The organism is Arthrobacter sp. LFS091 (assembly GCF_047977885.1).
Lineage (GTDB): Bacteria > Actinomycetota > Actinomycetes > Actinomycetales > Micrococcaceae > Arthrobacter.
The window spans coordinates 426,108-452,362 of record NZ_JBFPFP010000003.1 but is presented as its reverse complement, the minus strand read 5'-3'; the positions used below and the strand labels follow the sequence as shown (position 1 = coordinate 452,362).

26 protein-coding genes and 1 riboswitch are annotated in these 26,255 nt (G+C 64.1%); of the genes, 15 read left to right on the top strand and 11 right to left on the bottom strand.

The features are described from left to right. Window positions 1-150 precede the first annotated feature (150 nt). From rraA to ACNQOP_RS07830, 3 genes are all read left to right on the top strand, one after another. Entirely contained in the window at window positions 151-627 is a 477-nt protein-coding gene (gene rraA, locus ACNQOP_RS07840; RefSeq protein ID WP_284986691.1) for a ribonuclease E activity regulator RraA, read from the top strand. Between the two features lie 130 nt (window positions 628-757). Further along, the gene (locus ACNQOP_RS07835; RefSeq protein WP_235521055.1) at window positions 758-2,410 is read left to right on the top strand and encodes an MDR family MFS transporter; all 1,653 of its coding nucleotides are present in this window, start codon (window positions 758-760) and stop codon (window positions 2,408-2,410) included. Window positions 2,411-2,736: 326 nt separating this feature from the next. After that, complete coding sequence (locus tag ACNQOP_RS07830) at window positions 2,737-4,206, top strand: sugar porter family MFS transporter (protein ID WP_416403971.1); 1,470 nt, start codon at window positions 2,737-2,739, stop codon at window positions 4,204-4,206. A 54-nt stretch (window positions 4,207-4,260) separates the two neighbouring features. Here the strand turns inward: ACNQOP_RS07830 and ACNQOP_RS07825 are convergent, their stop codons facing one another. The 3 genes from ACNQOP_RS07825 to ACNQOP_RS07815 are packed head-to-tail and all read right to left on the bottom strand — an operon-like array spanning window position 4,261 to window position 6,488. Next, the gene (locus ACNQOP_RS07825) at window positions 4,261-5,499 is read right to left on the bottom strand and encodes an MFS transporter (protein ID WP_416403970.1); all 1,239 of its coding nucleotides are present in this window, start codon (window positions 5,497-5,499) and stop codon (window positions 4,261-4,263) included. Window positions 5,500-5,531: 32 nt separating this feature from the next. Continuing rightward, entirely contained in the window at window positions 5,532-5,975 is a 444-nt protein-coding gene (locus ACNQOP_RS07820; RefSeq protein ID WP_416403969.1) for a MarR family winged helix-turn-helix transcriptional regulator, read from the bottom strand. Window positions 5,976-6,017: 42 nt separating this feature from the next. Next, entirely contained in the window at window positions 6,018-6,488 is a 471-nt protein-coding gene (locus tag ACNQOP_RS07815) for a GNAT family N-acetyltransferase (protein ID WP_416404086.1), read from the bottom strand. Between the two features lie 138 nt (window positions 6,489-6,626). On the opposite strand from ACNQOP_RS07815, the gene ACNQOP_RS07810 reads away from it, so the two are divergent. The 5 genes from ACNQOP_RS07810 to cycA all read left to right on the top strand — a co-directional run bounded on the left by ACNQOP_RS07810 (window position 6,627) and on the right by cycA (window position 10,455). Continuing rightward, a complete protein-coding gene (locus ACNQOP_RS07810; protein WP_309992658.1) occupies window positions 6,627-6,956 on the top strand; it encodes a PadR family transcriptional regulator in 330 nt (109 codons plus the stop codon). A 1-nt stretch (window position 6,957) separates the two neighbouring features. Beyond that, complete coding sequence (locus ACNQOP_RS07805) at window positions 6,958-7,323, top strand: DUF1048 domain-containing protein (RefSeq protein WP_416403967.1); 366 nt, start codon at window positions 6,958-6,960, stop codon at window positions 7,321-7,323. Then, complete coding sequence (locus tag ACNQOP_RS07800) at window positions 7,320-8,093, top strand: ABC transporter ATP-binding protein (RefSeq protein WP_416403965.1); 774 nt, start codon at window positions 7,320-7,322, stop codon at window positions 8,091-8,093. Before ACNQOP_RS07805 ends, ACNQOP_RS07800 begins: the two co-directional genes overlap by 4 nt. Next, window positions 8,090-8,851 (top strand): ABC transporter permease, encoded by a 762-nt coding sequence (locus ACNQOP_RS07795; RefSeq protein ID WP_284986695.1) that lies wholly within the window; start codon window positions 8,090-8,092, stop codon window positions 8,849-8,851. Before ACNQOP_RS07800 ends, ACNQOP_RS07795 begins: the two co-directional genes overlap by 4 nt. Before the next feature lie 161 nt (window positions 8,852-9,012). Beyond that, on the top strand, window positions 9,013-10,455 hold the full coding sequence (gene cycA, locus ACNQOP_RS07790; protein WP_416403964.1) for a D-serine/D-alanine/glycine transporter: 1,443 nt from the start codon (window positions 9,013-9,015) through the stop codon (window positions 10,453-10,455). Between the two features lie 335 nt (window positions 10,456-10,790). On the opposite strand, the gene ACNQOP_RS07785 is transcribed toward cycA, so the two are convergent. The 3 genes from ACNQOP_RS07785 to ACNQOP_RS07775 form a co-directional block, all read right to left on the bottom strand. Next, window positions 10,791-11,939 carry a mannitol-1-phosphate 5-dehydrogenase gene (locus ACNQOP_RS07785; protein WP_416403962.1) on the bottom strand — a complete coding sequence of 383 codons (1,149 nt, stop codon included), beginning with the start codon at window positions 11,937-11,939 and terminating at the stop codon, window positions 10,791-10,793. Next, entirely contained in the window at window positions 11,939-13,975 is a 2,037-nt protein-coding gene (locus ACNQOP_RS07780) for a PTS mannitol transporter subunit IICBA (RefSeq protein WP_416403960.1), read from the bottom strand. The genes ACNQOP_RS07785 and ACNQOP_RS07780 overlap by 1 nt, the downstream gene beginning before the upstream one ends. 66 nt (window positions 13,976-14,041) lie before the next feature. Then, window positions 14,042-14,764 (bottom strand): TetR/AcrR family transcriptional regulator, encoded by a 723-nt coding sequence (locus ACNQOP_RS07775; RefSeq protein WP_235521078.1) that lies wholly within the window; start codon window positions 14,762-14,764, stop codon window positions 14,042-14,044. Window positions 14,765-14,881: 117 nt separating this feature from the next. On the opposite strand from ACNQOP_RS07775, the gene ptsP reads away from it, so the two are divergent. The 5 genes from ptsP (at window position 14,882) to ACNQOP_RS07750 (ending at window position 18,484) form a co-directional block, all read left to right on the top strand. Then, a complete protein-coding gene (ptsP, locus tag ACNQOP_RS07770; protein ID WP_416403958.1) occupies window positions 14,882-16,567 on the top strand; it encodes a phosphoenolpyruvate--protein phosphotransferase in 1,686 nt (561 codons plus the stop codon). 32 nt (window positions 16,568-16,599) lie between these two features. Next, on the top strand, window positions 16,600-16,878 hold the full coding sequence (locus ACNQOP_RS07765; RefSeq protein ID WP_235521081.1) for an HPr family phosphocarrier protein: 279 nt from the start codon (window positions 16,600-16,602) through the stop codon (window positions 16,876-16,878). Between the two features lie 24 nt (window positions 16,879-16,902). Further along, window positions 16,903-17,304 carry a helix-turn-helix domain-containing protein gene (locus ACNQOP_RS07760; protein ID WP_284986700.1) on the top strand — a complete coding sequence of 134 codons (402 nt, stop codon included), beginning with the start codon at window positions 16,903-16,905 and terminating at the stop codon, window positions 17,302-17,304. Then, on the top strand, window positions 17,285-18,088 hold the full coding sequence (locus ACNQOP_RS07755) for an alpha/beta fold hydrolase (protein WP_416403956.1): 804 nt from the start codon (window positions 17,285-17,287) through the stop codon (window positions 18,086-18,088). Before ACNQOP_RS07760 ends, ACNQOP_RS07755 begins: the two co-directional genes overlap by 20 nt. A 132-nt stretch (window positions 18,089-18,220) precedes the next feature. Beyond that, on the top strand, window positions 18,221-18,484 hold the full coding sequence (locus ACNQOP_RS07750; RefSeq protein ID WP_235521087.1) for a DUF6480 family protein: 264 nt from the start codon (window positions 18,221-18,223) through the stop codon (window positions 18,482-18,484). A 61-nt stretch (window positions 18,485-18,545) separates the two neighbouring features. Here the strand turns inward: ACNQOP_RS07750 and ACNQOP_RS07745 are convergent, their stop codons facing one another. After that, on the bottom strand, window positions 18,546-19,610 hold the full coding sequence (locus ACNQOP_RS07745) for an ATP-dependent DNA ligase (protein ID WP_416403954.1): 1,065 nt from the start codon (window positions 19,608-19,610) through the stop codon (window positions 18,546-18,548). Between the two features lie 263 nt (window positions 19,611-19,873). Further along, window positions 19,874-20,019: riboswitch (cyclic di-AMP (ydaO/yuaA leader) on the top strand. A 2-nt stretch (window positions 20,020-20,021) separates the two neighbouring features. Here ACNQOP_RS07745 and ACNQOP_RS07740 point away from each other — a divergent pair. Then, window positions 20,022-21,161, top strand: coding sequence for a hypothetical protein (locus ACNQOP_RS07740; RefSeq protein ID WP_416403953.1), 1,140 nt, complete (start codon window positions 20,022-20,024; stop codon window positions 21,159-21,161). 159 nt (window positions 21,162-21,320) lie between these two features. Here ACNQOP_RS07740 and ACNQOP_RS07735 read toward each other — a convergent pair whose 3' ends face one another. Next, a complete protein-coding gene (locus ACNQOP_RS07735; RefSeq protein WP_416403951.1) occupies window positions 21,321-22,535 on the bottom strand; it encodes a PucR family transcriptional regulator in 1,215 nt (404 codons plus the stop codon). 209 nt (window positions 22,536-22,744) lie between these two features. Here ACNQOP_RS07735 and ald point away from each other — a divergent pair, with 209 nt between their 5' ends. Beyond that, complete coding sequence (gene ald, locus ACNQOP_RS07730; protein ID WP_257370766.1) at window positions 22,745-23,863, top strand: alanine dehydrogenase; 1,119 nt, start codon at window positions 22,745-22,747, stop codon at window positions 23,861-23,863. Between the two features lie 129 nt (window positions 23,864-23,992). Here the strand turns inward: ald and ACNQOP_RS07725 are convergent, their stop codons facing one another. The 3 genes from ACNQOP_RS07725 to ACNQOP_RS07715 form a co-directional block, all read right to left on the bottom strand. Further along, window positions 23,993-24,826: a hypothetical protein gene (locus ACNQOP_RS07725; RefSeq protein WP_416403949.1), complete on the bottom strand. Its 834-nt coding sequence runs from the start codon at window positions 24,824-24,826 to the stop codon at window positions 23,993-23,995. After that, window positions 24,823-25,374: an RNA polymerase sigma factor gene (locus ACNQOP_RS07720; RefSeq protein ID WP_416403947.1), complete on the bottom strand. Its 552-nt coding sequence runs from the start codon at window positions 25,372-25,374 to the stop codon at window positions 24,823-24,825. Before ACNQOP_RS07720 ends, ACNQOP_RS07725 begins: the two co-directional genes overlap by 4 nt. A gap of 87 nt (window positions 25,375-25,461) precedes the next feature. After that, on the bottom strand, window positions 25,462-26,151 hold the full coding sequence (locus ACNQOP_RS07715) for a hypothetical protein (RefSeq protein ID WP_416403945.1): 690 nt from the start codon (window positions 26,149-26,151) through the stop codon (window positions 25,462-25,464). Window positions 26,152-26,255 lie beyond the last annotated feature (104 nt).

Genomic DNA, 26,255 nt, shown 5'->3' with positions numbered 1-26,255 from the left:
GATTCCCCCTCGTATCAATCTTTGGATTCAGCCTAGCGTGGCGGGACGACACCGGACCGCCATCCTGACCTTTATCCACATATGCCCGAAAAGTGCGCGGTGGGAGGGAACGCGGGAGGTTACTGTGGCATGAACCGACGAAGGAGCAACATGGTGAACGAGCACCCCAATACCGCCGACCTCTACGACGAACGCGGCGAAGAACTTGAGTCCATATCCCTGCAGTTCCTGGACCTCGGCGGACGCTCGAACTTCAGTGGGCCCGTGCGGACCATTCGGTGCCTCGAGGACAATGCCTTGGTCAAGACTGTGCTCGGGTCACCAGGAGAGGGAGCCGTCCTGGTGATCGATGGCCAGGGATCCCTGCGAACGGCACTCATGGGCGACATGATCGCTGAGAGCGCCGTAGCCAACGGATGGGCCGGCGTGGTCATCAACGGCGCCGTCCGGGACCGCGTGGCCATCTCCGGTTTGCCCCTGGGTGTCAAGGCCCTCGGCAGCAACCCTAGAAAGAGCAGCAAAACCGGTGCAGGCGAGGCAGATGTCGAGCTTGTCATCGATGGCGTTCGTGTTCGACCCGGGGTGATGATTTACTGCGACCCGGACGGCATCCTGGTGGAGCGCTGATGCCGCAGGATCCGTCAACAACGGACCCTGCCCAGGAAATATTCTCACTCCGGGAATCAAACAGGCATTAGGATAGTTACTGAAAGCAACTATCCTGCTTAATCCCTTTTCTGCCATCTCTGGAGAAGATATGTCCAAATCCACGCCCGTGCGGGCCGCCGGTGAGGTGCTGACGCATCGTCAGACGCTCACCGTCATGGTGGGACTCATGCTCGGCATGTTCCTGTCGTCGTTGGACCAAACCATCGTGTCCACGTCCATCTACACCATCGCCAACGACCTGGATGGTTTGTCCCTCCAGGCATGGGCCACCACTGCTTACCTCATCACGTCGACCGTCAGCACGCCGCTCTATGGCAAGCTCAGCGACATCTTTGGCCGTCGGCCGCTGTACCTCACTGCCATCCTGGTGTTCCTGGCTGGCTCCCTGTACGCGGGCTCGGTCCACTCCATGACTGAGCTCGCCATTGCCCGTGGCATCCAGGGGCTTGGCGCCGGCGGCTTGCTGGCATTGGCGCTGACCATCATCGGCGACATCGTTGCGCTGAAGGACAGGGCAAAGTACCAGGGCTATTTCATGTCCGTCTTCGGTATTTCCTCTGTTCTTGGCCCAGTAATTGGTGGCGCTTTCGCCGGCTCAGCCAACATCCTCGGCTTCGATGGCTGGCGCTGGGTGTTCTTCATCAACCTGCCTATCGGCCTTGCTGCGCTTGTGGTGGTCTTCCTGTACCTGCACCTGCCTGCCCGTCATGTGAAGCAGAAGATCGACTATTGGGGCGCGGCGGCCATCACTTTGGCCATCGTTCCGTTGCTGCTGGTTGCTGAACAAGGGCGCACGTGGGGATGGTCTTCGGGCGGGTCGTGGCTCTGCTACGGCCTCGGCGTCATCGGCATCGTGGCATTCCTGCTGGTTGAGAAGCGTGCCGGCGACTACGCGCTGATCCCGTTGCGCCTCTTCAGCAACACCACCTTCGGCTTGTCCTCGCTGTTGAACTTCATCATTGGTATCGGCATGTTCGGTGCGATTGCCATGCTGCCCATGTACTTGCAGCTGGTGAAGGGCCTCACCCCCACTGAGGCAGGCCTGATGATGATCACTTTCACCGTCGGCATCCTCTTCGGTTCCATTTCGGCAGGGCGGACCATCTCCTCATCCGGCGTTTACCGGATCTTCCCCATCCTGGGAACCGCGATCCTGGCAGCCGCGGCTACCGTCATGGGCTTCGTACTGGGAGTCGACACAGGCCTGTGGGTTCCCGGATTGATTGCGGTGTTCTTCGGTGTCGGCTTGGGCTTCTGCATGCAGCCGCTCACGCTTGCCATGCAGGTCTCGGTTCCGCCGAAGGATATGGGCGTGGGTACTTCCACGGCTGCGTTCTTCCGCTCCATGGGTGGCGCAGTGGGCACGGCAGTGTTCATCTCCATGCTGTTCAGCACGGCAGCTGACAAGATCGCCGATGGCATGAAGACGGCCGCGGCCAGCCCTGACTACCAAGCCGTCATGCGGGATCCAGCCGTGGCCTCAGACCCTGCGAATGCCAAGCTTTTTGATTTCTTCAAGAACGGCGCCAATAACGACTCGCTGAACGACACCAGCTGGTTGCATTCGGCCAACAGCACGCTCACCCGGCCCATCACCGAAGGATTTGCCCAAGCCATCGATGTGGTCATGCTGACTGCGGCCGGGCTCATGATCATCGCGTTCCTGATCAGCTTCGCATTGCCCAACAAGAAGCTCACGGATCCCAAGGCCGCGGCCAAGGATTCCGTTCCGGCGCACTAGCACCGGATTCAGCTCTCCACGGCGGCGGGCCTTGGGTTTGGCACCAGACCCAAGGGCCGCCGTCGCGCTTTGTGTTCAATTAGTTGACCCAACAAGGAGTTTCCAGCCCCGAAAACAAGCCCTTTGGAGCTATCAGGGAACACCCAGCTCACAGCCAGCCCCTATTGGGTTAAGAAAGTGAACACAGGTCATCTGGCAGGCCTTGACTGGAACTTGCGTGACGGGCCGTGCCACACTGTGTAGCGCGAGTGCACCGGCGTCCCCGTCGGAACAGCCGACGACGTCCCGCACCGCGATCCCACACCACCATTCCCCAAGGGAGTCCCATGTCCAGTTCCAGCACCGAAGGCGCACCCCCAGTTTCGCGGAAGGTGATCGGCCTGGCCGTTGCCGGCGCGGTGGGCGGCTTCCTCTTCGGCTTCGATTCGTCCGTTGTTAACGGCGCCGTGGACGCAATGGCGGACGAGTTCGTCATGAGCGAGGCAGTAACGGGCTTCGCAGTCGCGGTGGCCTTGTTGGGCTGTGCCGCGGGTGCATACCTGGCCGGCAAAGTAGCCGACCGCTACGGCCGCATCCCCGCCATGAAAATCGGTGCGCTCCTCTTCCTGGTGAGTGCTGTGGGAACCGGCCTGGCGTTCAGCGTGTGGGACCTCGTCTTCTGGCGGCTGGTTGGCGGGTTGGGCATCGGACTGGCCTCCGTCATTGCTCCCGCATACATTTCCGAGATCTCCCCGCGGCACGTGCGCGGGCGCCTCGCTTCACTTCAGCAGCTGGCCATCACCACAGGTATCTTCGCGGCTCTCCTGTCCGACGCTGTCCTTGCCAACACAGCCGGCGGTGCCGGTGGAATGCTGTGGCTGGGCATCGAAGCGTGGCGCTGGATGTTCATCGCCTGCGCCATCCCGGCTGCCGTGTACGGTTTGATCGCGTTCCGCCTGCCCGAGTCCCCGCACTTCCTGGTGCTTAACGGCAAGGAAGACCAGGCCCGCGGCATCTTCCAGCGGCTCATCCCGGGCGACGACATCGAACGGCACATCCGTGAGATCCGCGAGTCCATCCAGCAGGAAAAGCTTTCCACCAAGAAGGGCTCCCTCCGCGGCAACCGGTTCGGCCTGCTCCCCGTGGTGTGGATCGGCATCATCCTGTCGGTCCTGCAGCAGTTCGTGGGCATCAACGTGATCTTCTACTACTCAACGACGCTCTGGAAGGCAGTCGGGTTCCAGGAAAAGGACTCCCTGACCATCTCCGTCGCTACCTCAGTCACCAACATCCTGGTGACACTGGTAGCGATCGCGCTGGTGGACCGCATCGGCCGCCGACCCATCCTGCTGACCGGTTCGATCGGCATGGCCGTCTCCTTGGCTGTCATGGCGTTGGCGTTCTCCTCGGCGACTGGAACGGGTTCCGAGATCTCGCTGCCCGGCGCTTGGGGACCCGTGGCCTTGGTCGCTGCGAACGTCTTCGTCGTCAGCTTTGGGGCTTCCTGGGGTCCGCTGGTGTGGGTCCTGCTGGGCGAGATCTTCCCGTCCCGTATCCGTGCCCGCGCCCTGGGCCTGGCCGCGGCCGCGCAATGGATCGCGAACTTTGCCATCACGCTCAGCTTCCCCATCATGGCGGCAGGTTCGCTGCCCCTGACGTACGCCATGTACGCAGCGTTCGCGGCGGCGTCGTTCTTCTTTGTGATGTTCAAGGTTCCCGAGACGAACGGCATGTCCCTTGAGCAGGCCGAGACACTGTTCGTTCCCAAGGGGGCGCCGGTAGCGCCGCTGCCGGTCACCTCGGACGAAGTCAAGTAGACGCACAACGAGCCCCGCGGATTACCGAGGGGCTCGTTGTCTTGGTGGGAAGCGTTACACCAGGTGCGGCTCGTGCGAACTGAGGTAACGGCGGCCTCCGAAGGCTACGAGGATCGCGATCACCATGGCCACCGCCCCAGCGAAGAACGGCACCTGCGGGCCGAAGTGCTCGCCCAGCTGGGCCGCCGCGAACGGAGCCAGCGCTCCACCCATCCAGCGAACAAAGTTGTAGCCGGCTGACGCGACAGGACGCGGCGAATCCGAGACGCCCATGGCCAGCTCGGTGTAGACCGTGTTGTTGATGCCCAGCAGGGCACCGGCCACGATGACAAGCACGACGACGGCAGTCACCGAGTGCCCCGCGGCCAGTCCCAGCCCGATCAGGTCGAGCATCAGGGCGGCCAGCGTGCCGGTCAGGACCTTGACGGCACCGAAGCGCTTCTGCAACACCGGAGCAACGAACACGGAGAAAACGGCCACAGCGACGCCCCACCCGAAGAAAACTCCCCCGATCCCGTAGGCGTCCATGCCCAGGATGAAGGGCGTGAAGGCCAGGATGGTGAAGAAGCCGTAGTTGTAGAACAGTGCGCTGGCCGCAGTGGTGCGGAGGCCTTTGTGCCCAAGCGCCAGGAGCGGGTCGCGGAGCCGGGACTTCTTTGCCGGGGCTGGTGTTTTAGGCAGCAATGCCAGCAGGGCAATAAAGGCTGCAGCCATGAGGACTGCCGTGCCGAAGAACGGCGCGCGCCACTGCCAGCCGCCAAGGAGTGCTCCGAGCAGCGGGCCAAGCGAGATGCCCAAGCCGAGGGCTGCTTCGTACAGGATAATGGCTGTGCCGGTTCCACCGCTGGCCACTCCCACGATCACAGCCAAGGCAGTTGCCACGAACAACGCGTTGCCGAGTCCCCAGCCGGCGCGGAAGCCCACCAGCTGTTCAACACTGCCGGACAAACCGGAGAGCGACGCGAACACCACGATGATCGCCAAACCGATCAGCAGCGTCTTCTTGCCGCCGATGCGGGAGGACACGAAACCACTGATCAGCATCGCCACGGCGGTCACCAGGAAGTAGCTGGTGAACAGCAACGAGACTTCGCTGGTGGACGCCTCGAGGTTCTTGGCTATTGCCGGGAGGATCGGGTCCACGAGCCCGATGCCCATGAACGCGAAAACTGCCGCGAGCGCGGTGGCCCATACAGCCTTCGGCTGTTTGAGGAGGGATGCTTTCTCAGCCTCGAGGGTGTTTTCGATGGTTGTTTCGGCGCTTGCTGAAGCGTCAGCCAACTGGCGTGACATTCAATGGCTCCTTGTCGGTGCGTTGATTCTGGTTAGTTCTGGAATGAGCTGTTGAGCTTGGCGATCACGGGCAGGGCGGCCGCGAGCTGATCAATCTCTTGGCTGCTGAGGCCGTGTAGCAGTTCGGCCACCATGGCGTTGCGCCGCTTGTCGGCAGACTCGACGGCGGCTTTCCCGGCGTGGGTGACGGCCACTTGGACGGCCCGGGAATCGTCGGGGTCGGGCTGGCGGGTGACCAGGCCTGCCCGCTCGAGCTTGATGATCTGCTCCGTGGCGCTCGGGACTTTGATCCCCAGGTTCTTGGCGATGTCGCCCACCCTGAGGCCGGCGTCCTGGATCATGGAGAGCAGGCTCAGCTGCGCGGCAGTGAGTTCGCCTTCCGGGTCCAGGCGGCGGAACATGTAGACGCCCAAACGGAGGGCCTCGCGGTATTCCTTCGCGAGGTTGGTAAGGGCGTTATCCGAAGTGCTCGTCATATTTAGGTAGCCTAATAGTTAGGGTACCTAATAGTCAAGTGGCTAGAGCGCGAGCTTCATGCCTTCGTGGCTCGCAACGAAGCCCAGGCGCTCGTAGAAACGGTGCGCATCGACCCGTGATTTGTCCGTGGTGAGCTGGACCAGCGAGCATCCACGCTCCCGCGCCTGGTCAATGGCCCACTCGATCATCAACGCACCAACACCCTGGCCACGCAGGACATCAGACACCCGGACCGCTTCGATCTGCGCCCGCCACGACCCCTTCCGCGAAAGCCCTGGGAGGAAGCTGAGCTGGAAAGTGGCCACGACGTCGCCTTGGAGTTCGCCCACTACCAGAAGGTGGGAAGGGTCGGCGTCGATCGCGTCAAAGGCACGCTCGTACGGCGCCGGATCGTCGGCACTTTCGCGGGCGGCGCCCAGCCGGTCATCGGCGAGCAATGCGAGAATCTGGGGCAGATCGCCCTTGCGGGCGCGCCGCAGGGAAAACAATCCACCCTCGACGGCGGCGGTCATCAAAGCGGGCGCGGCAGCAGGTTCCGTAGTCACTACCCCAGCATGCCATTTGCTCGGAACTTAGTGTTGCTAAGTACCGGTACTTAGTTCTACTATGTAGTGGTAGCTAGTAATACTGAGTAGCGAGGGAGGTGTCCGATGGGCAAGCAAATGACGGAGATGCTCAAAGGCACATTGGAGGGCATCGTCTTGGCCCTCCTGACCGGAAAGGCAGCGTACGGGTATGAAATCACCACGTTGCTCCGGGAGCAGGGCTTCACCGAGATCGCTGAGGGCACCGTGTACGCGCTGCTGGTCAGGATCGAACAAAAGGGGCTGGTGGACGTCGAGAAGCGGCCGTCCGAAAAGGGGCCACCCCGGAAGGTGTACACGCTCAACGCTCAAGGCAAAACCGAACTGAACGAATTCTGGAACACATGGAGCTTCTTGTCCGAACGGCTTGAACAGCTCCGCAAGGAAGGGAACTGACATGGCAGCAAAATGGATCGAGCTCGTCACCGGATCGCTCGAACAGAAGAAGCAGTACAAGCAAGCCAAGGCACGGCTGGATGCCTTGCCCGAGCCATACCTCACCGTGGCAACCGCCTTCAACCGGTACCTGATGTACTACGGCGGCGTGACCGAGGGAGACACCATGGTCCAGATGTTCACGGACTTCGCAGACCTGTGGGAGCGCGCCGCCGTCGACGGCACACCTGTCAGCGAGATCGTCGGCGAAGATCCGGTGGAGTTCGCCGAGTCCTTCGCCCAGGCATACGGCGGAAAGCGCTGGATTGACAAGGAACGCGAGCGCCTCATCAAGGCCATCGATAAAGCAAAGGAAGCGGAATCATGACGACCATCAGCGTCCAAGGCATCGAGAAGTCCTACAAGGATCTCCATGTTCTCCGCGGGGTGGACTTCGAGGTAGCGTCAGGCAGCATCTTCGCCCTTCTCGGCTCCAATGGCGCGGGCAAGACCACAATGGTGAAGATCCTGTCCACGCTGCTCACAGCGGATGGCGGAACGGCCGCCGTCGAAGGTTTTGACGTCGCGTCAGAGCCGCAGCGGGTGCGGGAGTCCATCAGCCTCACCGGACAGTTCGCCGCGGTGGACGAGATCCTCACGGGCAAGGAGAACCTGGTCCTGGTGGCGAAGCTCCGCCACCTGAAGAATCCGGGCCGGATCGCGGACGGGTTGCTGGCCCAGTTCAACCTCAGCGACGCCGGAAACCGGAAAGTGGCGGCCTACTCCGGCGGCATGCGCCGCCGGCTGGACATCGCCATGAGCTTGATCGGCGACCCCAAAGTGATCTTCCTCGACGAGCCAACCACGGGCCTCGATCCCGAAGCCCGGCTGGAGGTCTGGCATATCGTCAAGAAGCTCGCCAACCAGGGAACCACCGTTCTGCTCACCACGCAGTACCTCGACGAGGCCGAACAACTCGCAGACCGCATTGCCATTCTTCATGAGGGCCGCATCATTGCGAACGGAACGCTCGCCGAACTCAAGCAGCTCCTTCCACCGGCCAAGATCGAATACGTCGAGAAGCAGCCCAGCCTGGAGGACATCTTCCTGGCTCTCGTGGGCACAGGCAGCAACGATTCAGTAAAGGACAGGTCATGAACACCCACTTCTTCGCAGACACCTCTGTCCTGCTGGGGCGGTCCATGCGGCACATTTTCCGCAGCGTGGACACCATCATCACCACCGCGATCACACCCGTCGCCCTGATGCTGCTGTTCGTCTACGTCTTCGGCGGCGCCATCAGGACCGATACGGGGAACTACGTCAACTACCTGCTCCCCGGAATCATGCTCATCGCCATCGCTTCAGGCATCGCCTACACCGCGGTGCGCTTGTTCACCGACATGCAGAGCGGAATCTTCGAGCGATTCCAGTCCATGCCGATCGCACGCTCGTCGGTGTTGTGGGCGCACGTCCTGACCTCGCTCGTTGCCAACGGACTCTCGCTGGTGATCATCGTGCTGGTGGCGCTCCTCATGGGGTTCCGCACCTCAGCCAGCGTGCTGGAGTGGCTCGCCGTGACAGGAATCCTGGCATTGTTCACCCTGGCGCTCACCTGGATCGCCATCATCGCAGGCCTGTCTGCCAAGTCGGTGGATGGCGCCGGCGGCTTCTCCTACCCGCTGATCTTCCTGCCCTTCATCAGCTCGGCCTTCGTCCCCACGGAGACCATGCCGGGACCGGTTCGCTGGTTCGCGGAGAACCAGCCGGTCACCTCGATTGTGAACACCATCCAGGATCTGTTCGCGCAGCGCCCGGTAGGCAGCGACATCTGGGTCGCCTTGGCCTGGTGCTTGGGAATCCTGGTCCTCGCCTACGTATTTGCCACCGCAGCCTACAAGCGCCAAATCGCCTGATCCGAGCAACCAAAACAACGGCCTAAGCTCCCTTTCTCACCAGGGGAGCTTTCGCCATGCAGACCGATTCGCAATTGGTCAGACATTAGCTATAGCTTTATCGAACACATTTGTAACGGCCGTCACTATTATGGCGGGTCCTTCGAAGGGTTCTTGAACTAATGTCCGACCAGACAACACAAGGGCGACTCCGCTCCTCAAGCAGGGACAGCGAGCCCCACCTGTCACGCTCGCTCAGCAACCGCCACATCCAGCTCCTGGCTATCGGCGGCGCCATCGGTACGGGCCTCTTCATGGGCTCCGGCAAGACCATCTCGGTTGCCGGCCCCTCCGTGATCTTCGTATACATGATCATCGGCTTCATGCTCTTCTTCGTGATGCGGGCCATGGGCCAGCTCCTGCTGTCGAACCTGAACTACAAGTCCTTCAGCGACTTCGCGGGCGATCTCCTGGGCCCGTGGGCCGGCTTTTTCACCGGCTGGACCTACTGGTTCTGCTGGGTAGTCACCGGCGTTGCGGACGTCATCGCGATCGCAGGCTACGCCAACGAGCTGTGGCCGGGAATCCAGCTCTGGATCCCGGGCCTGGCCACCATCATCATCCTTCTGCTCCTGAACCTCCCCACCGTCAAAGCCTTCGGCGAGACCGAATTCTGGTTCGCGCTCATCAAGATCGTGGCCATCGTTGCGCTGATCGTGGTGGGCCTGGTCATGATCTTCACCGGCTTCCAGTCCCACGCGGGAACAGCCAGCTTCACCAACCTCTGGAGCCACGGCGGGTTCTTCCCCAAGGAATTCATGGGCTTCGTAGCTGGGTTCCAGATCGCCGTGTTTGCGTTCGTGGGCATCGAATTGGTGGGCACAGCCGCCGCTGAAACCAAGAACCCGGAGCACAACCTCCCCCGCGCCATCAACGCCATCCCCCTGCGCGTCATGCTCTTCTACGTAGGCGCCCTCATCATCCTGATGTCCGTCACCCCATGGACCGAGTTCAAAGCAGGCCAAAGCCCGTTCATCGCCATGTTCTCCCTTGCCGGGCTCGGCATGGCCGCCACAGTGGTCAACCTCGTGGTCCTTACCTCTGCCATGTCCTCGGCCAACTCCGGCATCTACTCGACGTCGCGCATGGTCTACGGCTTGGCCAACGACGGCGACGCACCCAAGCTCTTCGGTCGGCTCTCCAGCCGCAAAGTACCCCAGAACGCACTGTTCCTCTCGTGCGTCCTGCTGCTGGCCGGCGTCGCGCTTCTCTACGCGGGCAAGGACGTTGGCGTGGCGTTCGACATGGTCACCACCGTGTCCGCCGTCTGCTTCATGTTCGTTTGGTCCATCATCCTGGCCAGCTACCTGGTGTACCGCAATCGCCGCCCCGAGCAGCACGCCGCTTCACCGTTCAAGATGCCCGGCGGCATCCCCATGGTCTGGGTGGTCTTCGCGTTCTTCGCATTCCTGGTGTGGGCCCTGACCACGCAGCCGGACACACTCACCGCCCTGCTGGTGACGCCCATCTGGTTCGCAATCCTCGGCGTTGCCTACGCCGTGGTCCGGAAATCGCCCCTGCATCAGGCCCGCGTGGCCGAATGGAAGGCGGTGGCAGACGCCTAAACGGCGGCAGCGCGCTAAACCCGCACACCGAAAAGCACGACGGCGGCCACCCGGTTGGGTGCCCGCCGTCGTGCTTTTCTGTTTCCAACCCTCACTCACATCCCAACCACTTCCCACCAACCCTCACTCACCGGCGCGGAAAGGCCCGGCGTCGGACACTCAGGTGAGTGCTCGACGCCGGGCCTTTAGGTGGAACATGAGAGAGCATCACGCCCAACCGGGTGGAACGTGAGAGAGCGTCACGCCCAACCGGGCGGAACATGAGAGAGCGTCACGCCCAACCGGGCGGAACATGAGAGAGCATCACGCCCAACCGGGTGGAACGTGAGAGAGCGTCAGAGCTCCGCTTGGCGGTCCTCCACGAGTTTCTGGAGCGCGGGGAACAGGGGGTGCGCAGGCGTGAGTTCCGTGATCCGTTCGACGGCGGCGGCCGCCTCCAGCTCGGACAGCAGCTTTCCGAGCTCCACGGCTTCGACATCCGAAGCATCGTCGAACCGAAGGGCTGCTGACATGGCCTCGAGCAACGCCACGGGGGTGACGCCGCGCTCGGCCAGCTCAGCCGCCGGACCAACGAACCGCTCGTGCCGGCTGAGTTTCCGCAGGGGCGCGCGGCCCACGCGGTTCACGGTGTCGGGAAGGTGCGGGTTGGTGAAGCGTTGCAGGATCTTCTGCACGTACGCCTCCTGCGCAGCCTCATCGAAACCGTGCTTGGCCACCAGGAGTTCCTTGGTCTCCTCCAGCACAGCCCGGACTTTGGCGGCCACCGAAGGATCAGCCATGGCGTCCGAAATCTTCTCGATGCCGGCCGCGTAGCCAAAGTAGGCCGCGGAAGCGTGGCCCGTGTTCACCGTGAAGAGCTTGCGCTCGATGTACGGTCCAAGCTCGTCCACGAAGGTAGCCCCGGGAATGACCGGAGCGTTGCCGCCGAACGGGGTCCGGTCGATGACCCATTCGTAGAACGTCTCCACCGTGACATCCAGGCCTTGGCCCGGTGCCTGTTTGGGGACAATACGGTCCACCGCCGTGTTCGCGAAAACAGCGACGGCGTCCAGGTCCCCGGCGGAGTCATCCCAAGCGGCGCGGATCTCGGAGTGCAGCACATCAGTGGCATTGATGGCGTTTTCGCATGCCATCACCTGCAGCGGCGGCAGGTCCACGGGGCGGGCGGCCAACCCGCGGGCGATCACCGGAGCGACGAACTTCAGGATGTGGGGCCCCACCGCGGTGGTGACCACATCCGCCGTCGAGATTTCCTCCACAACTGTGGCTTCCTGCGTCGCTGAGTTCAAAGCCCGGAAGCCTTCCACGGTCTTCACCGCAGGGTTGTCGCCAACCTCGTGGACGTCATAGCTAGTGGCCTCGGCGAGCTGGCTGATCAGGGCGTCCGCGACGTCGGCGAACACCACCTCATAGCCCGCTTCGTGGAGCAGCAACCCCACGAAGCCGCGCCCGATATTACCTGCCCCGAAATGGACTGCCTTCACTATGCGTTGACCTTTCCGAACAGTTCCAGGACTTCCTCAACCGTGGTGGCTTCCTCCAACTGGGCAACCTGTGCCTTGTTGGTGAAGATTTTCGCGATGGAGGACAGGATGTGGAGGTGTTCATTGTTGATGCCGGCCACGCCGACCACGAACTTCACCTGCTTGCCGCCCCAATCGATGCCCTCGGGGTAGCGGATGATGGACACTGCCGAGTGCATGATGTGCTCTTTGGCGTCGTTGGTGCCGTGCGGAATGGCCAGGAAGCTGCCCATGTAGGTGGACACCGATTCTTCGCGCTCGTGCATGGCGTGGACGTAGCTCATGTCCACTGCGCCACGGTCCAGCAGGAGCTGCCCGGCTTCGTCGATCGCCGAGTCGCGGTCTCCAGCCTTGCCGTTGAGGATCACGCTTTCGCGCAGCAGTACTGATTTACCTTCGACGTCGGCGGTCGGCTCGGCGGCATGCGCACCATGGGCGGCGACTGCTGTTGCTTCGGCAGTTCCGTTAGCGTCCGCGGCGGCAGGGCCTGAACCGGCGGCAGAGCCTTCGGCGTTGCTGGTCTTCACGAGTTCGACGATGTCGTCATACTTGGGGCTGTTCATGAAGTTGTCCACCGAGTAGTGCACTGCACTGGAGGTCTTCGGCTGGGCGCGTTCGGTCAGGTCCTGGTGGGTAACGACGACGTCGTAAGTGTCACTCAGGTTGGCGATGGCCGAGTTGGTGACCTTCACGTCCGGGAAGCCGGCCGCCTTGATCTTGTTGCGCAGGACCGAAGCGCCCATGGCGCTGGAGCCCATGCCGGCGTCGCAGGCGAACACGATGTTCCGTACGGGACGGGTCAGTACTGCCACATCGCTGCGGCCGCCGCCGTCGCCCACCAGTGCCGAGGAGACCGAGCTCTTCTTGCCCTTCATGGCCTCCATGCGGGACGTGGCCGCGGAAAGATCGTCCTCGCCCTTGTTCTTGGAGGTTCGCAGGATCAGCGAGGCAATGAGAAAGGACACCGTCGCTGCAAGGACAACTGCGAGGATGACGCCGATGTAGCTATCGCGTGAGGTCTGGGCAATGACAGCAATGATGGAACCCGGTGCTGCCGGAGCAACGAGGCCGGAGTTGGTGATGGCCAGGGTTGCGATGCCCGTCATGCCGCCACCGATGGCAGCGAGGATGAGGATCGGCTTCATCAGGACGTACGGGAAGTAGATCTCGTGGATGCCACCGAAGAACTGGATGATGGCAGCGCCAGGAGCAGATGCCCGTGCGGCGCCGCGGCCGAAGAACATGTACGCCAGCAGGATGCCCAGGCCCGGGCCGGGGTTGGCTTCGAGCAGGAACAGGATGGACTTGCCGTGTTCAAGCGACTGCTGGATACCCAAGGGGGTCAGCACACCGTGGTTGATTGCGTTGTTGAGGAAGAGTACCTTGGCGGGCTCGATGAAGATGCTGGTCAACGGCAGCAGGCCGTTGTTGACCAGGAATTCGACCACGCTGCCTGCGCCTTCCGTGAAACGCTTGACGACCCAGGAGAGGCCGTAGAAGCCACCCAACGCCAACGCTGCACCCCAGATGCCGGCGGAGAAGTTGTTCACCAGCATCTCGAAGCCCGGACGGATCTTGCCGTCCCACAGGCGGTCGATCTGCTTCATGGTCCAGCCACCCAGCGGGCCCATGATCATGGCACCGATGAACATGGGCGAGTCCGTACCGGCAATGACACCCATGGTGGCAATGGCGCCAACGACGCCACCACGGACGTCGTAGACCATCCGGCCGCCGGTGTAAGCGATCAGGAGCGGAAGGAGGTACGTGACCATGGGGCCAACGATGCCGACGTTGGGGGCACCCTTGTCATTGGTGCCGAAACCACCCAGTTCCGGGACCGGAATCCAGCCGACTTTGATGAACAAAGCCGTGATGAGGCCCCACGCGATGAAAGCGCCAATGTTGGGCATGATCATGCCGGACAGGAATGTTCCGAACTTTTGGACACCAACACGGGCGCTGGTGCGGGGCTTCGCAACTGTCTCTGTTGCCATGTGAATTCCTAACGTGTATCCCGCGGCGGCGCGGGGTCAGTCGATACAGATCGAGCGAGAACAGCCTTAGGAGCTGCTGGAAATGCGGTGAAGCCACTCAAGGAAAAGCTTCAGTTCAGAGCTGGATAGTTGGTCCGAATGCGAGGCCTGCAGTGCCGCATTCAGGGCGATTGCCGCAACAACAACCGAGGACTTGCCGGAGTCGTCCGCTGCGGCGCCACGGGCGGTGTCCGTGGAGACGGCAAAAATCATGGAATCCCGGGTCATCGTTGAGAGCTCGAGGTTCCGTTCTTCCACCGGTTCTGCGATCAGCATGAGCGTGACGCCCACGTTGGCCGCAAGGATGCTTCGTGCCGCTTCGCGGGGCGGCACGTTGATCTGACCGGAGATAGCGGCCTTGTTCAGCATCTCTTCCAGAAGCGCTTCAGCATCGGCCACGATTGCTGGGCGGCTTTCCGGCCTGATGTTGCCGAACATCACCAGATACAGATGGGGTTGGGTCAGGCCGAACTGGACGTGGTTGTCCCACATCCGCCGGACATCCTCCAAGGGCTCGCCGGACGGTGCAAAATCCCGCTCCCCCGCCACGTACTCTTCGAAACCGGCGGAAACGACGGCGTCGAAAAGCCCTTCTTTGTCGCCAAAGTGGTGGTAGAGCGTGGGCGCCGTGACCCCGGCAAGCTTGGTGATCTGGCGCGTTGAGACCGCTGACCCTTCCGAATTCGCCAGCAATTCGGCAGCTGCGCGAAGCAACCGAATTTTGGGCGGAAGCTGGTCATCGAAACTCATAACCGCTACCCTAGCACCTATAGCGTTGCTATATGAAGTGGCTCACAAGAGTTATTTATGGGGCTCCCGGTGCCGTCGCCGGCGGGTCTGAACCAACAAGCAGGAACAGAGGATTCAGTGCAGAATTTCCAAGGCGTAGGGGTAAGCCCTGGCCGCATCATTGGTTCCGTCCGCCAGATGCCCAAGCCGGTGAGCGAACCGCCGTCGGGCGAACAGTTGGCCGCGGGATTGAGTCCGGAAGACGCCGTCGCCGGCTTGAAGGCGGCAGCCCAATCCGTCCACGACGAGCTCAAGGGCCGCGCGGACACTGCCTCAGGCGATGGCAAAGCCGTCCTGGAGGCCACGGCCCTGATGGCCAAGGACACCATGCTCCTGAAATCGGCAGCCAAGCTGATCAACGCCGGTTCCTCCCCTGAACGCGCCATCTGGGAAGCCGGTGCATCCGTCTCCGAAATGCTGCACAACCTCGGGGGCTACATGGCCGAACGCGCCACGGACGTCCTGGACGTGCGGGCCCGCATCGTGGCCGAACTTCGTGGCGTGCCCGCTCCCGGCATCCCGTCCTCCGAAACCCCCTTCATCCTGGTAGCCGAGGACCTCGCCCCCGCCGACACCGCGACGCTGAATCCGGCCGTGGTGCTCGCCTTGGTAACGTCCGGAGGCGGACCACAGTCGCACACCGCCATCATCGCGCGCTCGCTCGGCCTGCCGGCAGTGGTTGCCGCCCACGGCGTCGACTCGATCGCCGACGGCTCCGAAGTGTACGTGGACGGCGCGGCCGGATCTGTCACCCTTGAACCCGGCGAGGAACAGCGCGCAGCTGCGACCGCCTGGGCGGAAACCTCCGCCACCCTCGCCGAATTCGACGGAAACGGTACGACGGCGGATGGCCACCTGGTACCGCTCCTCGCCAACGTTGGTGGAGCCAAGGATGCCGTGGCTGCCGCCGGCCTCGGAGCACAGGGAGTCGGGCTTTTCCGCACCGAATTCTGCTTCCTGGAACGCGACACCGAACCCTCCGTGGACGAGCAGGCCGCAGCGTACAAGGCCGTGTTTGATGCGTTCCCGGGCAAGAAGGTGGTCCTGCGGACCTTGGACGCCGGCGCCGACAAGCCCCTCCCGTTCCTCACGGATGCCACCGAGCCCAACCCCGCGCTGGGTGTGCGTGGTTACCGCACGGACTTCACCACGCCGGGTGTCCTTGAGCGCCAGCTCGAAGCCATCGCCCGGGCAGCTTCCGAATCCGAGGCCGACGTCTGGGTCATGGCTCCCATGATCTCCACGGCGGCCGAAGCCGGACGCTTCGCCTCGCTGTGTGCTGCTGCCGGGATCAAGACACCGGGCGTGATGGTGGAGGTTCCCTCAGCCGCCCTCACATCCGCCACCGTCCTTCGCGAAGTCGGATTTGCCTCCCTCGGCACCAACGACCTCACGCAGTACGCCATGGCCGCCGACCGCCAACTGGGCCCCCTCGCCGAGCTCAACACTCCTTGGCAACCTGCAGTGCTCCGCCTGGTGCAGCTCACGGTGGAAGGTTCAGCCCAGGAAGGCAACAACAAGCCGGTGGGTGTCTGCGGTGAGGCAGCCGCGGACCCGGCCCTCGCCGTCGTACTGACCGGACTGGGTGTCACCACGCTGTCCATGACTGCGCGCTCCCTGGCTGCAGTCGGCACCGTGTTGAAGACCGTCACGCTGGAACAAGCACAGGAGCTGGCCCGCCTTGCCCTGTCAGCTCCCAGCGCCACCGAAGCGCGCGACTGGGTCCGCGCCAAGCTTCCCGTGCTTGAAGAGCTCGGGCTCTAGCCCCTATCCGTCCGGAACACCAGGAGAAAACCATGCCTGAACGCACAGCCACCATCGCCAGCCGCTCCGGCCTGCACGCCCGCCCGGCCGCACTCTTCGCGGAGGCAGCCGGCGAACAGCCCGTGGAGGTCACCATTGCCATGCAGGGCGCCCCTGCCGATGACGCGCTCGACGCCGCCAGCATCCTTTCGCTCATGACGCTCGGCGCAGCGAAGGGGGACGTTGTGGTGCTGCGGGCCGAGGGCGATGGCGCCGATGCCGCGCTGGACGCACTGGTAAAGCTGCTGGAGACGGACCTGGACGCGGAATAGGTCCTTCCGGGCTACGCTTCTGGCATGGCACTGATAGCTCCCCGCGTCACGGCCGGCCTCCCCGCCGACGACGCCCGGAATCTCGCGCGTTCCCTCCAGGACAGCAACGACATCACTGTGTTCGTGGACGGCACAGTCCACCGCCTGCCCGATCAGGCGAGGGACGCCGTCGTCGACCTCCTTGCCCGGCTGGGCCGGGGCGATACGGTGACGGTCAGCAGCGTGGAGGAAATGCTCACCACATCCCAGGCAGCGGAGCTCGCGGGCATCTCGCACACGTACCTGCGCAACATGACCGATCGTGGCGAGATTCCCGTGGAGTACCGGGGCACGCATCGTCGGATCCGGCAGGCAGCAATTATGGAGTGGCTGGAAACGCAGAGAAAGAATCAGTCCGGGGATGGCGATGACCACATCAGCGAGTAGGCAGCGGCCCACGTTTGAGGCGGCGGACGTCGAGGTTTCGGGCCTGACCGGCCGGATCCACTGGACCGCTGGGACACCCGCGACTGGCTCCGGGGACGAACCGGCGTACGTCCTGATCCATGGCATCGGGGTGTCGCACCGGTATTTGTCGCGGCTCCACGCCGTTCTCGCCGCCCACGCACCAACCTACTCTTTCGACCTGCCCGGTTTCGCGGGGACCGCCAAGCCGGACAGGCAGCTCCAGGTGGAGGATTATGGCGCCTTCATCGCGGAAGCCTTGGCGTCCCGGGGCATCGATCGGTACGTCCTGGTGGGTCATTCCATGGGTGTGCAGTTTGCCATCGAAGCGGCATTGCATGCGCCCGAGCAGGTCCAGCGCCTGGTGTTGATGGGGCCGGTGGTGGATTCGAGGCACAAGAGTATCCTCCGGCAATCGCTGGCGCTTACCTTGGACGGCGTCCTGCGCGAGAGTCCCTCGTCCAATTGGATCGTCATCTCCGACTACTTCCGCTGCGGGCTCCGCTGGTACCTCACCGAACTCCCGGTGATGATGGGCTATCCCACCGAAAAGCGGCTGGCCGGCATCAAGGTGCCCGTGCTGGTCCTGCGCGGAAGCCGGGACCAGGTGGCAGGCCCCGACTGGTCGCTCCGGCTCTCCCGAACCGTGGACCAAGGGCGCTTGGTGGAGATTCCCGGGGTGGGGCACGTAGCGCAGCATATGCGGCCGCAAGCGGTGGCGGACGCCATCCGCAGCTTCGTCGCCGCGACCACGCAGCACAGTTAGGCCACCCACCGCAGTTAGGCGCCGGGGGCACGACGCCGGAGCCTGGGTTGGGTGCCCTTGTTGGCTCCGGCGGGATCACGCTAGGCTGGCCAGGCAAGTGAATAGTAAGTCTGCTTACGAAAGGGTTTGACCATGACCAGCTATGACCCGGAAGACGATCCCCAAACCTTCGGCGTGAGCGGCGCGACCGGACCCTTCGACACCACCGCCGATGCGGACAGCATCCACGAAGATCCGGACATGCGCCAGGACGAGGACGACGATCCCGCGGCTTCGGCCAACCCTGATCCCCTGGACGGCAACGTCACGGGATTGGAGCCAGGCGGAGGGGTACCCCCGGGCGAAACACCGCCGGCCGAAGGCAGCATGAGCAGCGACCAGGGACACGAAGAGTAATTTCGTCGCTACCCCGCTGTTACGTTGCGGGCCGACAACGTGACAGCGGGCCGGCAACGTTCTACGGCAGGCTCAGGATCTCCCCGAGATCGTAATCGGCAGGCTCCTCCAGTTGCGCGTACGCGCAGCTCTCCGGAGTCCGGTCCGGCCTCCAGCGGCGGAACTGCGTGGTGTGGCGGAACCTGTCGCCCTCCATGTAGTCGTACGCCACTTCGATCACAAGCTCGGGGCGCAGTGGCACAAACGAAAAGTCCTTGCCCCCGCTCCACCTGCTTTGCGCACCAGGCATCCGCGAACCACCGGCAACCTCGTCCTGCTTGGCCCACTCGCCCCACGGGTGATCAGCGAGATCCACCTGGTAGGGCTCAAGCTCGGCAACCAGTGCTTCCCGCTTGGCCATGGGGAACGATGCCACCACCCCCACGTGGTGCAGCCGACCGGCGTCGTCGTAGAGCCCCAACAACATGGAACCCACCACCTTCGCAGTTTTGTGCCAGCGGAACCCGGCCACCACACAGTCCGCGGTCCGAACATGCTTGGTCTTGAACATCACGCGCTTATTGGGTTGGTAGGTTCCATCCAGCGGCTTGGAGAGAACCCCGTCCAGGCCGGCGCCCTCCAACTGCACGAACCATTCCTTGGCCCGCTCGAGGTCTGTTACCGCCGGAGTCACATAGACGGGCGGTTCGGCCTTGGCCAAGGCCGATTCCAGGATGGCCCGGCGCTCTGAGAACGGCCTGCCCATCAGGTCTTCCTCGCCCAGGGCAAGAATGTCGAACGCGACCATGGAAGCCGGCGTTTTCTCGGCGAGCATCCTGACCCGGCTGTCCGCGGGGTGGATCCGTTGCTGGAGGACCTCGAATTCCAACCTGTTGCCCTCGATCAGGACGATCTCACCGTCGATCACACACTTCTCCGGGAGGTTCTTCCTCAGCGCCTCAACCAGCTCGGGAAAGTAGCGCGTCATGGGCTTCTCGTTGCGGCTGCCCAGGATGACCTCGTCCCCATCCTTGAAAACGATGGTCCGGAAGCCATCCCACTTCGGCTCGTAGTGACCCACATCGGGGATGTCCGGAACTGATTTGGCAAGCATGGGCGAGACGGGCGGCATCACTGGCAGGTCCATAGGAAATGTCTACCCTGCCGTCGGACGCCGAAGCTAGTCTTAGGCGGTGGATATCTTGGCCGTGTTGGGGGCAGTACTCGGAGATCCAGCACCAGCTGCCGGCTCCCGCACCGGCCCCGAAGCGTAGGCGCCCGGAGCCTCCGGTTTAGCCCGACCTACCGTCCGTTACATTAATGTGACTTTACTTTCCGGCTCATGTACCGTCGTAGGGCGACCCGTATCTCCGCTGGGCCGCTTCCGGATTGACGCCGAGCTCTGCCGCAATCCGGGATCCGCCAGACCCGCGGCAGAGGCGGGGGACCCACAGTTCCCGGGCTTGTTTCCAAGCCCTCGGGGTGAAGCCGCTGAGGCGGCCGGACGGCCTCGTCCGAACCCGACAGCTAACCTCGAAGGCGTTGAGAGGCAACCACCATGTCCCCAACCATGGATCAGCCGCGCCGCGCCCTCATCGAACGCGAGCGCACCAAGCCAACCGGACGCCGTCGGGCCGAAGCCAGCGGATCCGCCACAGAACCAGCAACGGCGCCTGAGGCACCAAGCACGACGCCGGAACCCACCGCTGCTGCCAGGCCCACCACGCGCGCGGCCGCCCGTGCAGCGGAGCGGGAAAGGGCAGCCCGGGCTGAAGCCGAACCCGCAGAACCGGCCACCGCCGCGATCCCGGCAGTACGGGCAGCCCAAGCCGCGGCACCGCGGTCGACCACACCGGGCCCTCCCACTGCAGCCATCCCCATCGTCGACGTTGCCAAGCCGGCACCCAAGCCGGACACGCAGCAGTCCACACCATCGGAGCCCGCCACGGCAGCCATCCCCATCGTCGACGTTGCCGGGCCGGCACCTATTCCCGTCCCCGCCAGGACCGGCTTTGGCTCGTCGTCGTCGTTCAACCGCGAACCCCAAGCCGTGCTTCGAAAGGCCGCATCGGTCAAGCACATGAGCCAGCGCATGGCCGTGGTCGCCGGCGCCGTCGGGCTGGTGCTCACGGCGGGAGGCCTCGGCCAGGCCCTTGAGCTGCCGTTCTTCGGCCATGAAACCCCCGCCCAGGATGCGAGCGCCCATGGGGACAGGGAGTCGGGCTCGGCTGCGCCCGGGCCTCGGGCTTCCTATTCCACCGCGTCCTCACCGTCGGCCTCGTCGGCAGCGCCAACAGCGTCATCCTCATCGGCAGCCGGTCAGCCGGCGACCGTCCCCGAGGCACCTTCTGAAGTGTCGCCGTCGTCGGTTCCGGCCCCGCACGTCTCGCTTGCGGCCCCGGTTTGGGTTCCTTCGGCGGCGCCGTCGGCGGCTAACCCAGCGCCGGGTGCCTCCGCGGCCGTCCCGACGCAGCCTGCCCCGGCCCCCACCGATACAGTCACGACGGCGCCGTCTCCGGCCCCGACAACCACGCCGACGCCGACCACCACCCCGACGCCCGCGCCGACACCCACGTCGACGTCGACCGCCACTCCCAAGCCGCGCCCCACCGGGAACCCCACCGCCGGAACGAACCCGCAATCCACTGGGACCGCCCTCGACGCGATCCTGGACGCCGCCAAGAAGGCCGTGAAGTGAGCACCCGGCTACCCCGTACGGCAACGCCGATCGGATGGCATGGCCGGTACTGCACCAGCAGCCGGACCGCCACGTTCAGGCGAAGGATGGGCCGCTGGAGCTGCCAGCGGTTGAGGCGTTCCTAGTCCTCGGATCCCCAAAACAGGGAGCACAGGCCGCCTAGATCCTGGGTCGCCGTGCCCAGCGGTGTGCTTTCAGGGCCGCATGCAGTTCAAGCCGGATCGCGCCGCTCAACGGGTCAGCCCCGATGAGCTGGCGGATCCGGCCCAGCCGGTTGTAGATGCTGCTCCTGTGGAGATGGAGCTTCGCTGCGACGTCCTGGACGGAACCGTCATTGTCGTAGAGCAACTCCAGGACCGGGAGGAGCTCGCCGTTCCTGTCCTGATCCTCCAGCGTCCGGTAGTGGACCGATCCGGTGTCATCCCAGCCACCGGGCGCCAAAAGGCGATCAAAGAGTTGGTAAACCCCTACCGCCCGGCTTTCCACGAGCTCGCCGAGCGGCAGGTCAACCGCGGCAGCCTGGGCCGCTACTTTGGACTGGCGGTAGGCGCTGGAGATCTGCCGGATCACCTGGAATGGTTCACTGATGCCAAGGATGACGCGGTCCACCGTCCTTCCGGCGCGCTTGGCGAGTTCCAGTTGGTAGTGCACCAGTACCTGTGCGTGGTCTGCCCTCCCGCCTGATTCCCGGAACAGGACCACCGAATGCGTCTCGGTTCCGGCACTGAACAAGGCGGCGTTGACACCGATCGTGGACTGCAGCGCCGCTGAGCGGTGGGTGAGGGTTGCTGCGATGGGGTCGACGGCGGACCCGGCACCGTCCGGGTCGAGGATGGTCACCAGCTGCCATGGACCCCGCCCCTGGATTTCCTTCCACCCGGCTACGGCAGCCACCGCGTTGGATTCGCCGTTGCAGGCCGAAAGGAATTCCTGCTCGCGGCGGCGCCGAAACTCTGATTCGGCCGTGTTGGAGTCGAGGAGCAGTCCCGCCAACAGGTCCAGTTCGTCCCGTACGCCGGGCAGTTCGGCGAGTATCGCCGTCGCGCTTTGCTCTTCAACGTCCAACTGCACCCACAGGTAGCCGACCCGGAATCCGCGGACCAGTAGCGGGACGCAGACCCGGCCCAACATCCCGAGTTCGTCGTTGGCGGGAACCACCACCGGGCGTACTGCCGTGGAGATGCCGTGGGACAGCTGCCAGGCGCTGACGTCGGTGGGGACGCGCTTGCTGAGCAGGAAGTTCACGCGGACGCGGTCGGCGTGCGACTGGTTGGAGCTGTAGGCGAGGAGCACGCCATCGAGGTCTTCCAGTGACAAGCCGCGGCCGAGCTTCAACGCGACGCGTTCTACGATCTGTTCCACGTCCTGCTGCATCTGGAAAGCGTACCAACAGGAGGCGACACCTGACGCTTGAGTGCTCGACAAATGTCGAGTCCATATGAAGAAGATCGTTGAATTTCCGGCCTTTTGCTGACTGGTAGCCCTGGGCTTCCATGTCGCCTGCCTCACAGCCGGATTTATTCTGGAACCACAGCCCGCAACACATTTTCGGCCGAAGAGGCCGCTAACGATGGAGCCCACAAATGATCATCGGCGTCCCCAAAGAAATCAAGAACAACGAATTCCGCGTAGCCATCACGGCCGCAGGTGTCCACGAATTCCGCACGCACGGACACACCGTTCTGGTTGAGCGCGGCGCAGGCCTCGGCTCGGGCATCACCGATGAGGAATACTCGATCGCCGGCGCCGAAATCGTCAACGAAGCCGATGACGTCTGGGGCCGTGCGGACATGGTCATGAAGGTCAAGGAACCCATCGCGGCCGAGTACCACCGCTTCCGCAAGGGCCTGATCCTCTTCACCTACCTGCACCTTGCCGCAGAGCCCGAACTCACTGCAGAGCTCATCAACTCCGGCGTCACGGCCATCGCCTACGAAACCGTGCAGGAAGGCCGCGCCCTTCCGCTGCTGGCACCGATGTCCGAGGTCGCAGGCCGCCTCTCCGTCGTGGTCGGCGCTTCCTCGCTGATGGCTCCGGCCGGCGGCAAGGGCGTCCTGCTGGGCGGCGTACCGGGCGTCCGTCCGGCCAAGGTTGTTGTCCTGGGTGCCGGCGTTGCTGGAACCAACGCCGCTGCCATGGCGCTGGGCCTCGGTGCTGATGTCACCATCATGGACATCAACATCAACCGGCTGCGCGAACTCGACGCCCTCTACCAGGGCCGCCTGAAGACCGTTGCCTCCAACGCCTACGAGATCGAGAAGTCAGTTATCGATGCAGATCTCGTGATCGGCTCCGTCCTGATCCCGGGCGCCAAGGCTCCCAAGCTGGTGACCAACGAGCTCGTTGCCCGCATGAAGCCGGGCTCGGTCCTGGTGGACATCGCCGTGGACCAGGGCGGCTGCTTCGAGGACACGCACCCCACCACCCACCAGGAACCGACGTACAAGGTCCACAACTCGATCTTCTACTGCGTTGCCAACATGCCTGGCGCCGTTCCGAACACCTCCACGTACGCACTGACCAACGTCACCCTGCGCTACGCCGTGGCACTGGCCAACCTGGGCGTCAAGGCCGCCTTCGACCGCGACCCCGCCCTGGCAGCCGGCCTCAACATCGCCGCCGGCCACGTGGCACACCACTCCGTTTCCGAGGCGCACAACCTGCCCCTCGTCAACGACTGGCACAGCCTGGTTTCCGCCTAACGGGCAAAACCACACCCGCCCGCGGGCGGGGGGCGGCTCCCACCCGACGCCGCACCCCGCCGTCGTGGTTTAAGGCGTGCCGAGATGGCAGAAAATGCCAATATTCCTGACGAACATTGGCATTTTCCGTCACTTCGAGGGGATGACGGGCGGTGAGGGTTCCAGGCGGATGGGAACGGGTACCGGGAGGTCCGATGGGCGAAGCTTTCCCGGGTCGATGGTGGGAGGAACCACGGCCGGAGGCGTCACGGGTACTGCCGGGGGTGTGGGAATGACTCCGTTGCCGGGCTCGCCCCGCGAGGGAACCTTGGGTGCTTTTGTTGCTGCGCTCCCGCCGGGTTGCGCCTGGGAACCGCGTTCATGGGCGCTTGGCTCCGGCAAAGCGGGCGCCTGGCCGGGTTGGCTCTGCACAGGAGTGGGCCTGACGTCCCCGGAAGGCGACTCAGTGGTCGAACCCGCCGGTCCGCCCTGTTTCGGAGCGGATCCCGCGCCGGGCGCCAGCTGTGAAACCACCGAACCGATGGCTGCCCCAAGATGCTGGAAGGCGCCCGGGATGCCACCCTCGGACGCGGCCGCAGCCGTAGCACCGCCAGCCAGGGAGACAACAACGGCCAGGCCGGCAATGGCGGCGCGGCGCTTCTTCCGTCTCCGCGCGGCAAGTTCGTCGTGTGCGGCAGGTTCGTTGTGCGCGGCAAGTTCGTCGTGTGCGGCAAGTTCGTTGTGCGCGGCAAGTTCGTCGTGTGCGGCAAGTTCGTTGTGCGCGGCAGGTTGGTCGCGCACCGCGGGGGCCGGGACCATCAGCGCCCGGACGGCTTCAGACGGCAGAGGCGCCGTGGCCGCCAGTGAGCGGAGTTCGAGCAGTTCGGCGCGGACCCCGGCATCGCCCTCCAACCCGGAACCGGCCAACAGGTGGTCGATCGCTTCCGCGTCGTGCCGCCCGCGGGGCGGAAAATGTTCGCTCATGATGTGCCGTTCGTTTGTTGTGCCCGTTTCTTCAGTGCGCCCAATGCCCTGCGCTGCAACTGCTTCACCGCTCCTTGCGACTTGCCCATGATGGCCGCTGTCTCCTCAACGGAAAGATCGGCAACGACCCTCAGCGCCAGCACTTCCCTGTAGTCGTCCGCGAGGCCCTCCAGGAGGTCCGAGACCCCCAGGCCAGCGTCCCGCCCGAACGCCTGGTCCTCAGCCGAGGGGGCGCGCCGGCCATCCAGGTCCTGTTCGTAGGGCGTGGAAGCGGGTGTTCGTGCACGTTTGCGGTAGTAGTCCACCATGCGGGCGTGGGCAATGGAGAACAGCAGGGATTTTGCCCCTTGCAGCCCGCCTTGCAGTGTTTCGAGTTGCGGATGGAGGGCCAGGAAGACGTCCTGCGTGACGGCTTCGGGGTCGTCCACGCCCCGGGCACGGAGGTAGCCGAAGACCGGCCCCGCGTAGCTGTTGTAGGCAGCCGTGAAGAGCAGCGCGGGGTCGTCCTGATCCGCCTGCACATATTCATCAGCCAAAGGGTCAAGCACCCGTGGACGCCTCCATCCCACGTTACGTAGCGGGGCTCCTTGTCCTAAGCCAAGGAGCCCCGCCTTTAAACCGTAGCCCCTGCCCGCTTAGCGGACAGAATCGAGGGAAGCTCCTGGAACGGCCGGAACGTGGCTGGGAACCTGCACCGGGACTGCGGGGGCAGCCGGGGTGGCGGGGACCGCGGGGACACCAGGAACAGCCGGAACCGCGGGGACGGCAGGGACCGCGGGCGTTGCCGGCAGTCCGGACGTGGCGGCAGCATCGACGTCGGCGTTTGCCTTCGCGGAGCCGTCCACCTTCAGACCGGCAGCCTTACCGGCGTCGACGACGGCATGGCAGTGCGCCTCAACCTTTGCCTCGCCGCCGGCGGCAATCGCCAGGGACTTGAAGCCCTGGACCGTGGTGTCGGACCTCAGTCCGCCATTGAGGAATGACGTGCAGAGGCCGAAGGCCTCCGGTGAGGTGGCGAGGGCGCGCTGGGCTGTGGCCTTCGCGTCGGATACAGCGTCGGCGGCCTTGGACTGCGCGGTCCCGACGGCGTCAGTCACCTTGGACTTGGCCGTTTCGGTCGCGGCGGCTGCTTCAGACGTGACTGCTTTGGCGGTGTTCCCGTCGACCGGGGCCGGAGCGCCAACAAAATCATGCGCCGTCTGCTGGAAACCGTGGGGAAGCGCGCCGTTGAAGGCAGCTACGCCTGTTCCGCCGGCGGCCACGGCTCCGGCGGCCAGGACGCCCGCGGCGACTTTGCTGGTGGCAAGGACAGTGAACAAGGACATGAAACCCTCCGAAAAACTTGGGATTGCCCCGGCAGCTGTTGGGTCGCTGCCGGATGATCAATGCACGGGCATGACCCGTACACCCCCTACATCGCTGGGGACCG

Bases quoted from the DNA above. Each gene is read 5' to 3' on its own strand.
- rraA (WP_284986691.1), top strand. From the start codon at position 151: ATGGTGAACGAGCACCCCAATACCGCCGACCTCTACGACGAACGCGGC.
- ACNQOP_RS07835 (WP_235521055.1), top strand. From the start codon at position 758: ATGTCCAAATCCACGCCCGTGCGGGCCGCCGGTGAGGTGCTGACGCAT.
- ACNQOP_RS07830 (WP_416403971.1), top strand. From the start codon at position 2,737: ATGTCCAGTTCCAGCACCGAAGGCGCACCCCCAGTTTCGCGGAAGGTG.
- ACNQOP_RS07825 (WP_416403970.1), bottom strand. From the start codon at position 5,499: ATGTCACGCCAGTTGGCTGACGCTTCAGCAAGCGCCGAAACAACCATC.
- ACNQOP_RS07820 (WP_416403969.1), bottom strand. From the start codon at position 5,975: ATGACGAGCACTTCGGATAACGCCCTTACCAACCTCGCGAAGGAATAC.
- ACNQOP_RS07815 (WP_416404086.1), bottom strand. From the start codon at position 6,488: ATGACCGCCGCCGTCGAGGGTGGATTGTTTTCCCTGCGGCGCGCCCGC.
- ACNQOP_RS07810 (WP_309992658.1), top strand. From the start codon at position 6,627: ATGGGCAAGCAAATGACGGAGATGCTCAAAGGCACATTGGAGGGCATC.
- ACNQOP_RS07805 (WP_416403967.1), top strand. From the start codon at position 6,958: ATGGCAGCAAAATGGATCGAGCTCGTCACCGGATCGCTCGAACAGAAG.
- ACNQOP_RS07800 (WP_416403965.1), top strand. From the start codon at position 7,320: ATGACGACCATCAGCGTCCAAGGCATCGAGAAGTCCTACAAGGATCTC.
- ACNQOP_RS07795 (WP_284986695.1), top strand. From the start codon at position 8,090: ATGAACACCCACTTCTTCGCAGACACCTCTGTCCTGCTGGGGCGGTCC.
- cycA (WP_416403964.1), top strand. From the start codon at position 9,013: ATGTCCGACCAGACAACACAAGGGCGACTCCGCTCCTCAAGCAGGGAC.
- ACNQOP_RS07780 (WP_416403960.1), bottom strand. From the start codon at position 13,975: ATGGCAACAGAGACAGTTGCGAAGCCCCGCACCAGCGCCCGTGTTGGT.
- ACNQOP_RS07775 (WP_235521078.1), bottom strand. From the start codon at position 14,764: ATGAGTTTCGATGACCAGCTTCCGCCCAAAATTCGGTTGCTTCGCGCA.
- ACNQOP_RS07765 (WP_235521081.1), top strand. From the start codon at position 16,600: ATGCCTGAACGCACAGCCACCATCGCCAGCCGCTCCGGCCTGCACGCC.
- ACNQOP_RS07760 (WP_284986700.1), top strand. From the start codon at position 16,903: ATGGCACTGATAGCTCCCCGCGTCACGGCCGGCCTCCCCGCCGACGAC.
- ACNQOP_RS07755 (WP_416403956.1), top strand. From the start codon at position 17,285: ATGACCACATCAGCGAGTAGGCAGCGGCCCACGTTTGAGGCGGCGGAC.
- ACNQOP_RS07750 (WP_235521087.1), top strand. From the start codon at position 18,221: ATGACCAGCTATGACCCGGAAGACGATCCCCAAACCTTCGGCGTGAGC.
- ACNQOP_RS07745 (WP_416403954.1), bottom strand. From the start codon at position 19,610: ATGGACCTGCCAGTGATGCCGCCCGTCTCGCCCATGCTTGCCAAATCA.
- ACNQOP_RS07740 (WP_416403953.1), top strand. From the start codon at position 20,022: ATGTCCCCAACCATGGATCAGCCGCGCCGCGCCCTCATCGAACGCGAG.
- ACNQOP_RS07735 (WP_416403951.1), bottom strand. From the start codon at position 22,535: ATGCAGCAGGACGTGGAACAGATCGTAGAACGCGTCGCGTTGAAGCTC.
- ald (WP_257370766.1), top strand. From the start codon at position 22,745: ATGATCATCGGCGTCCCCAAAGAAATCAAGAACAACGAATTCCGCGTA.
- ACNQOP_RS07725 (WP_416403949.1), bottom strand. From the start codon at position 24,826: ATGAGCGAACATTTTCCGCCCCGCGGGCGGCACGACGCGGAAGCGATC.
- ACNQOP_RS07715 (WP_416403945.1), bottom strand. From the start codon at position 26,151: ATGTCCTTGTTCACTGTCCTTGCCACCAGCAAAGTCGCCGCGGGCGTC.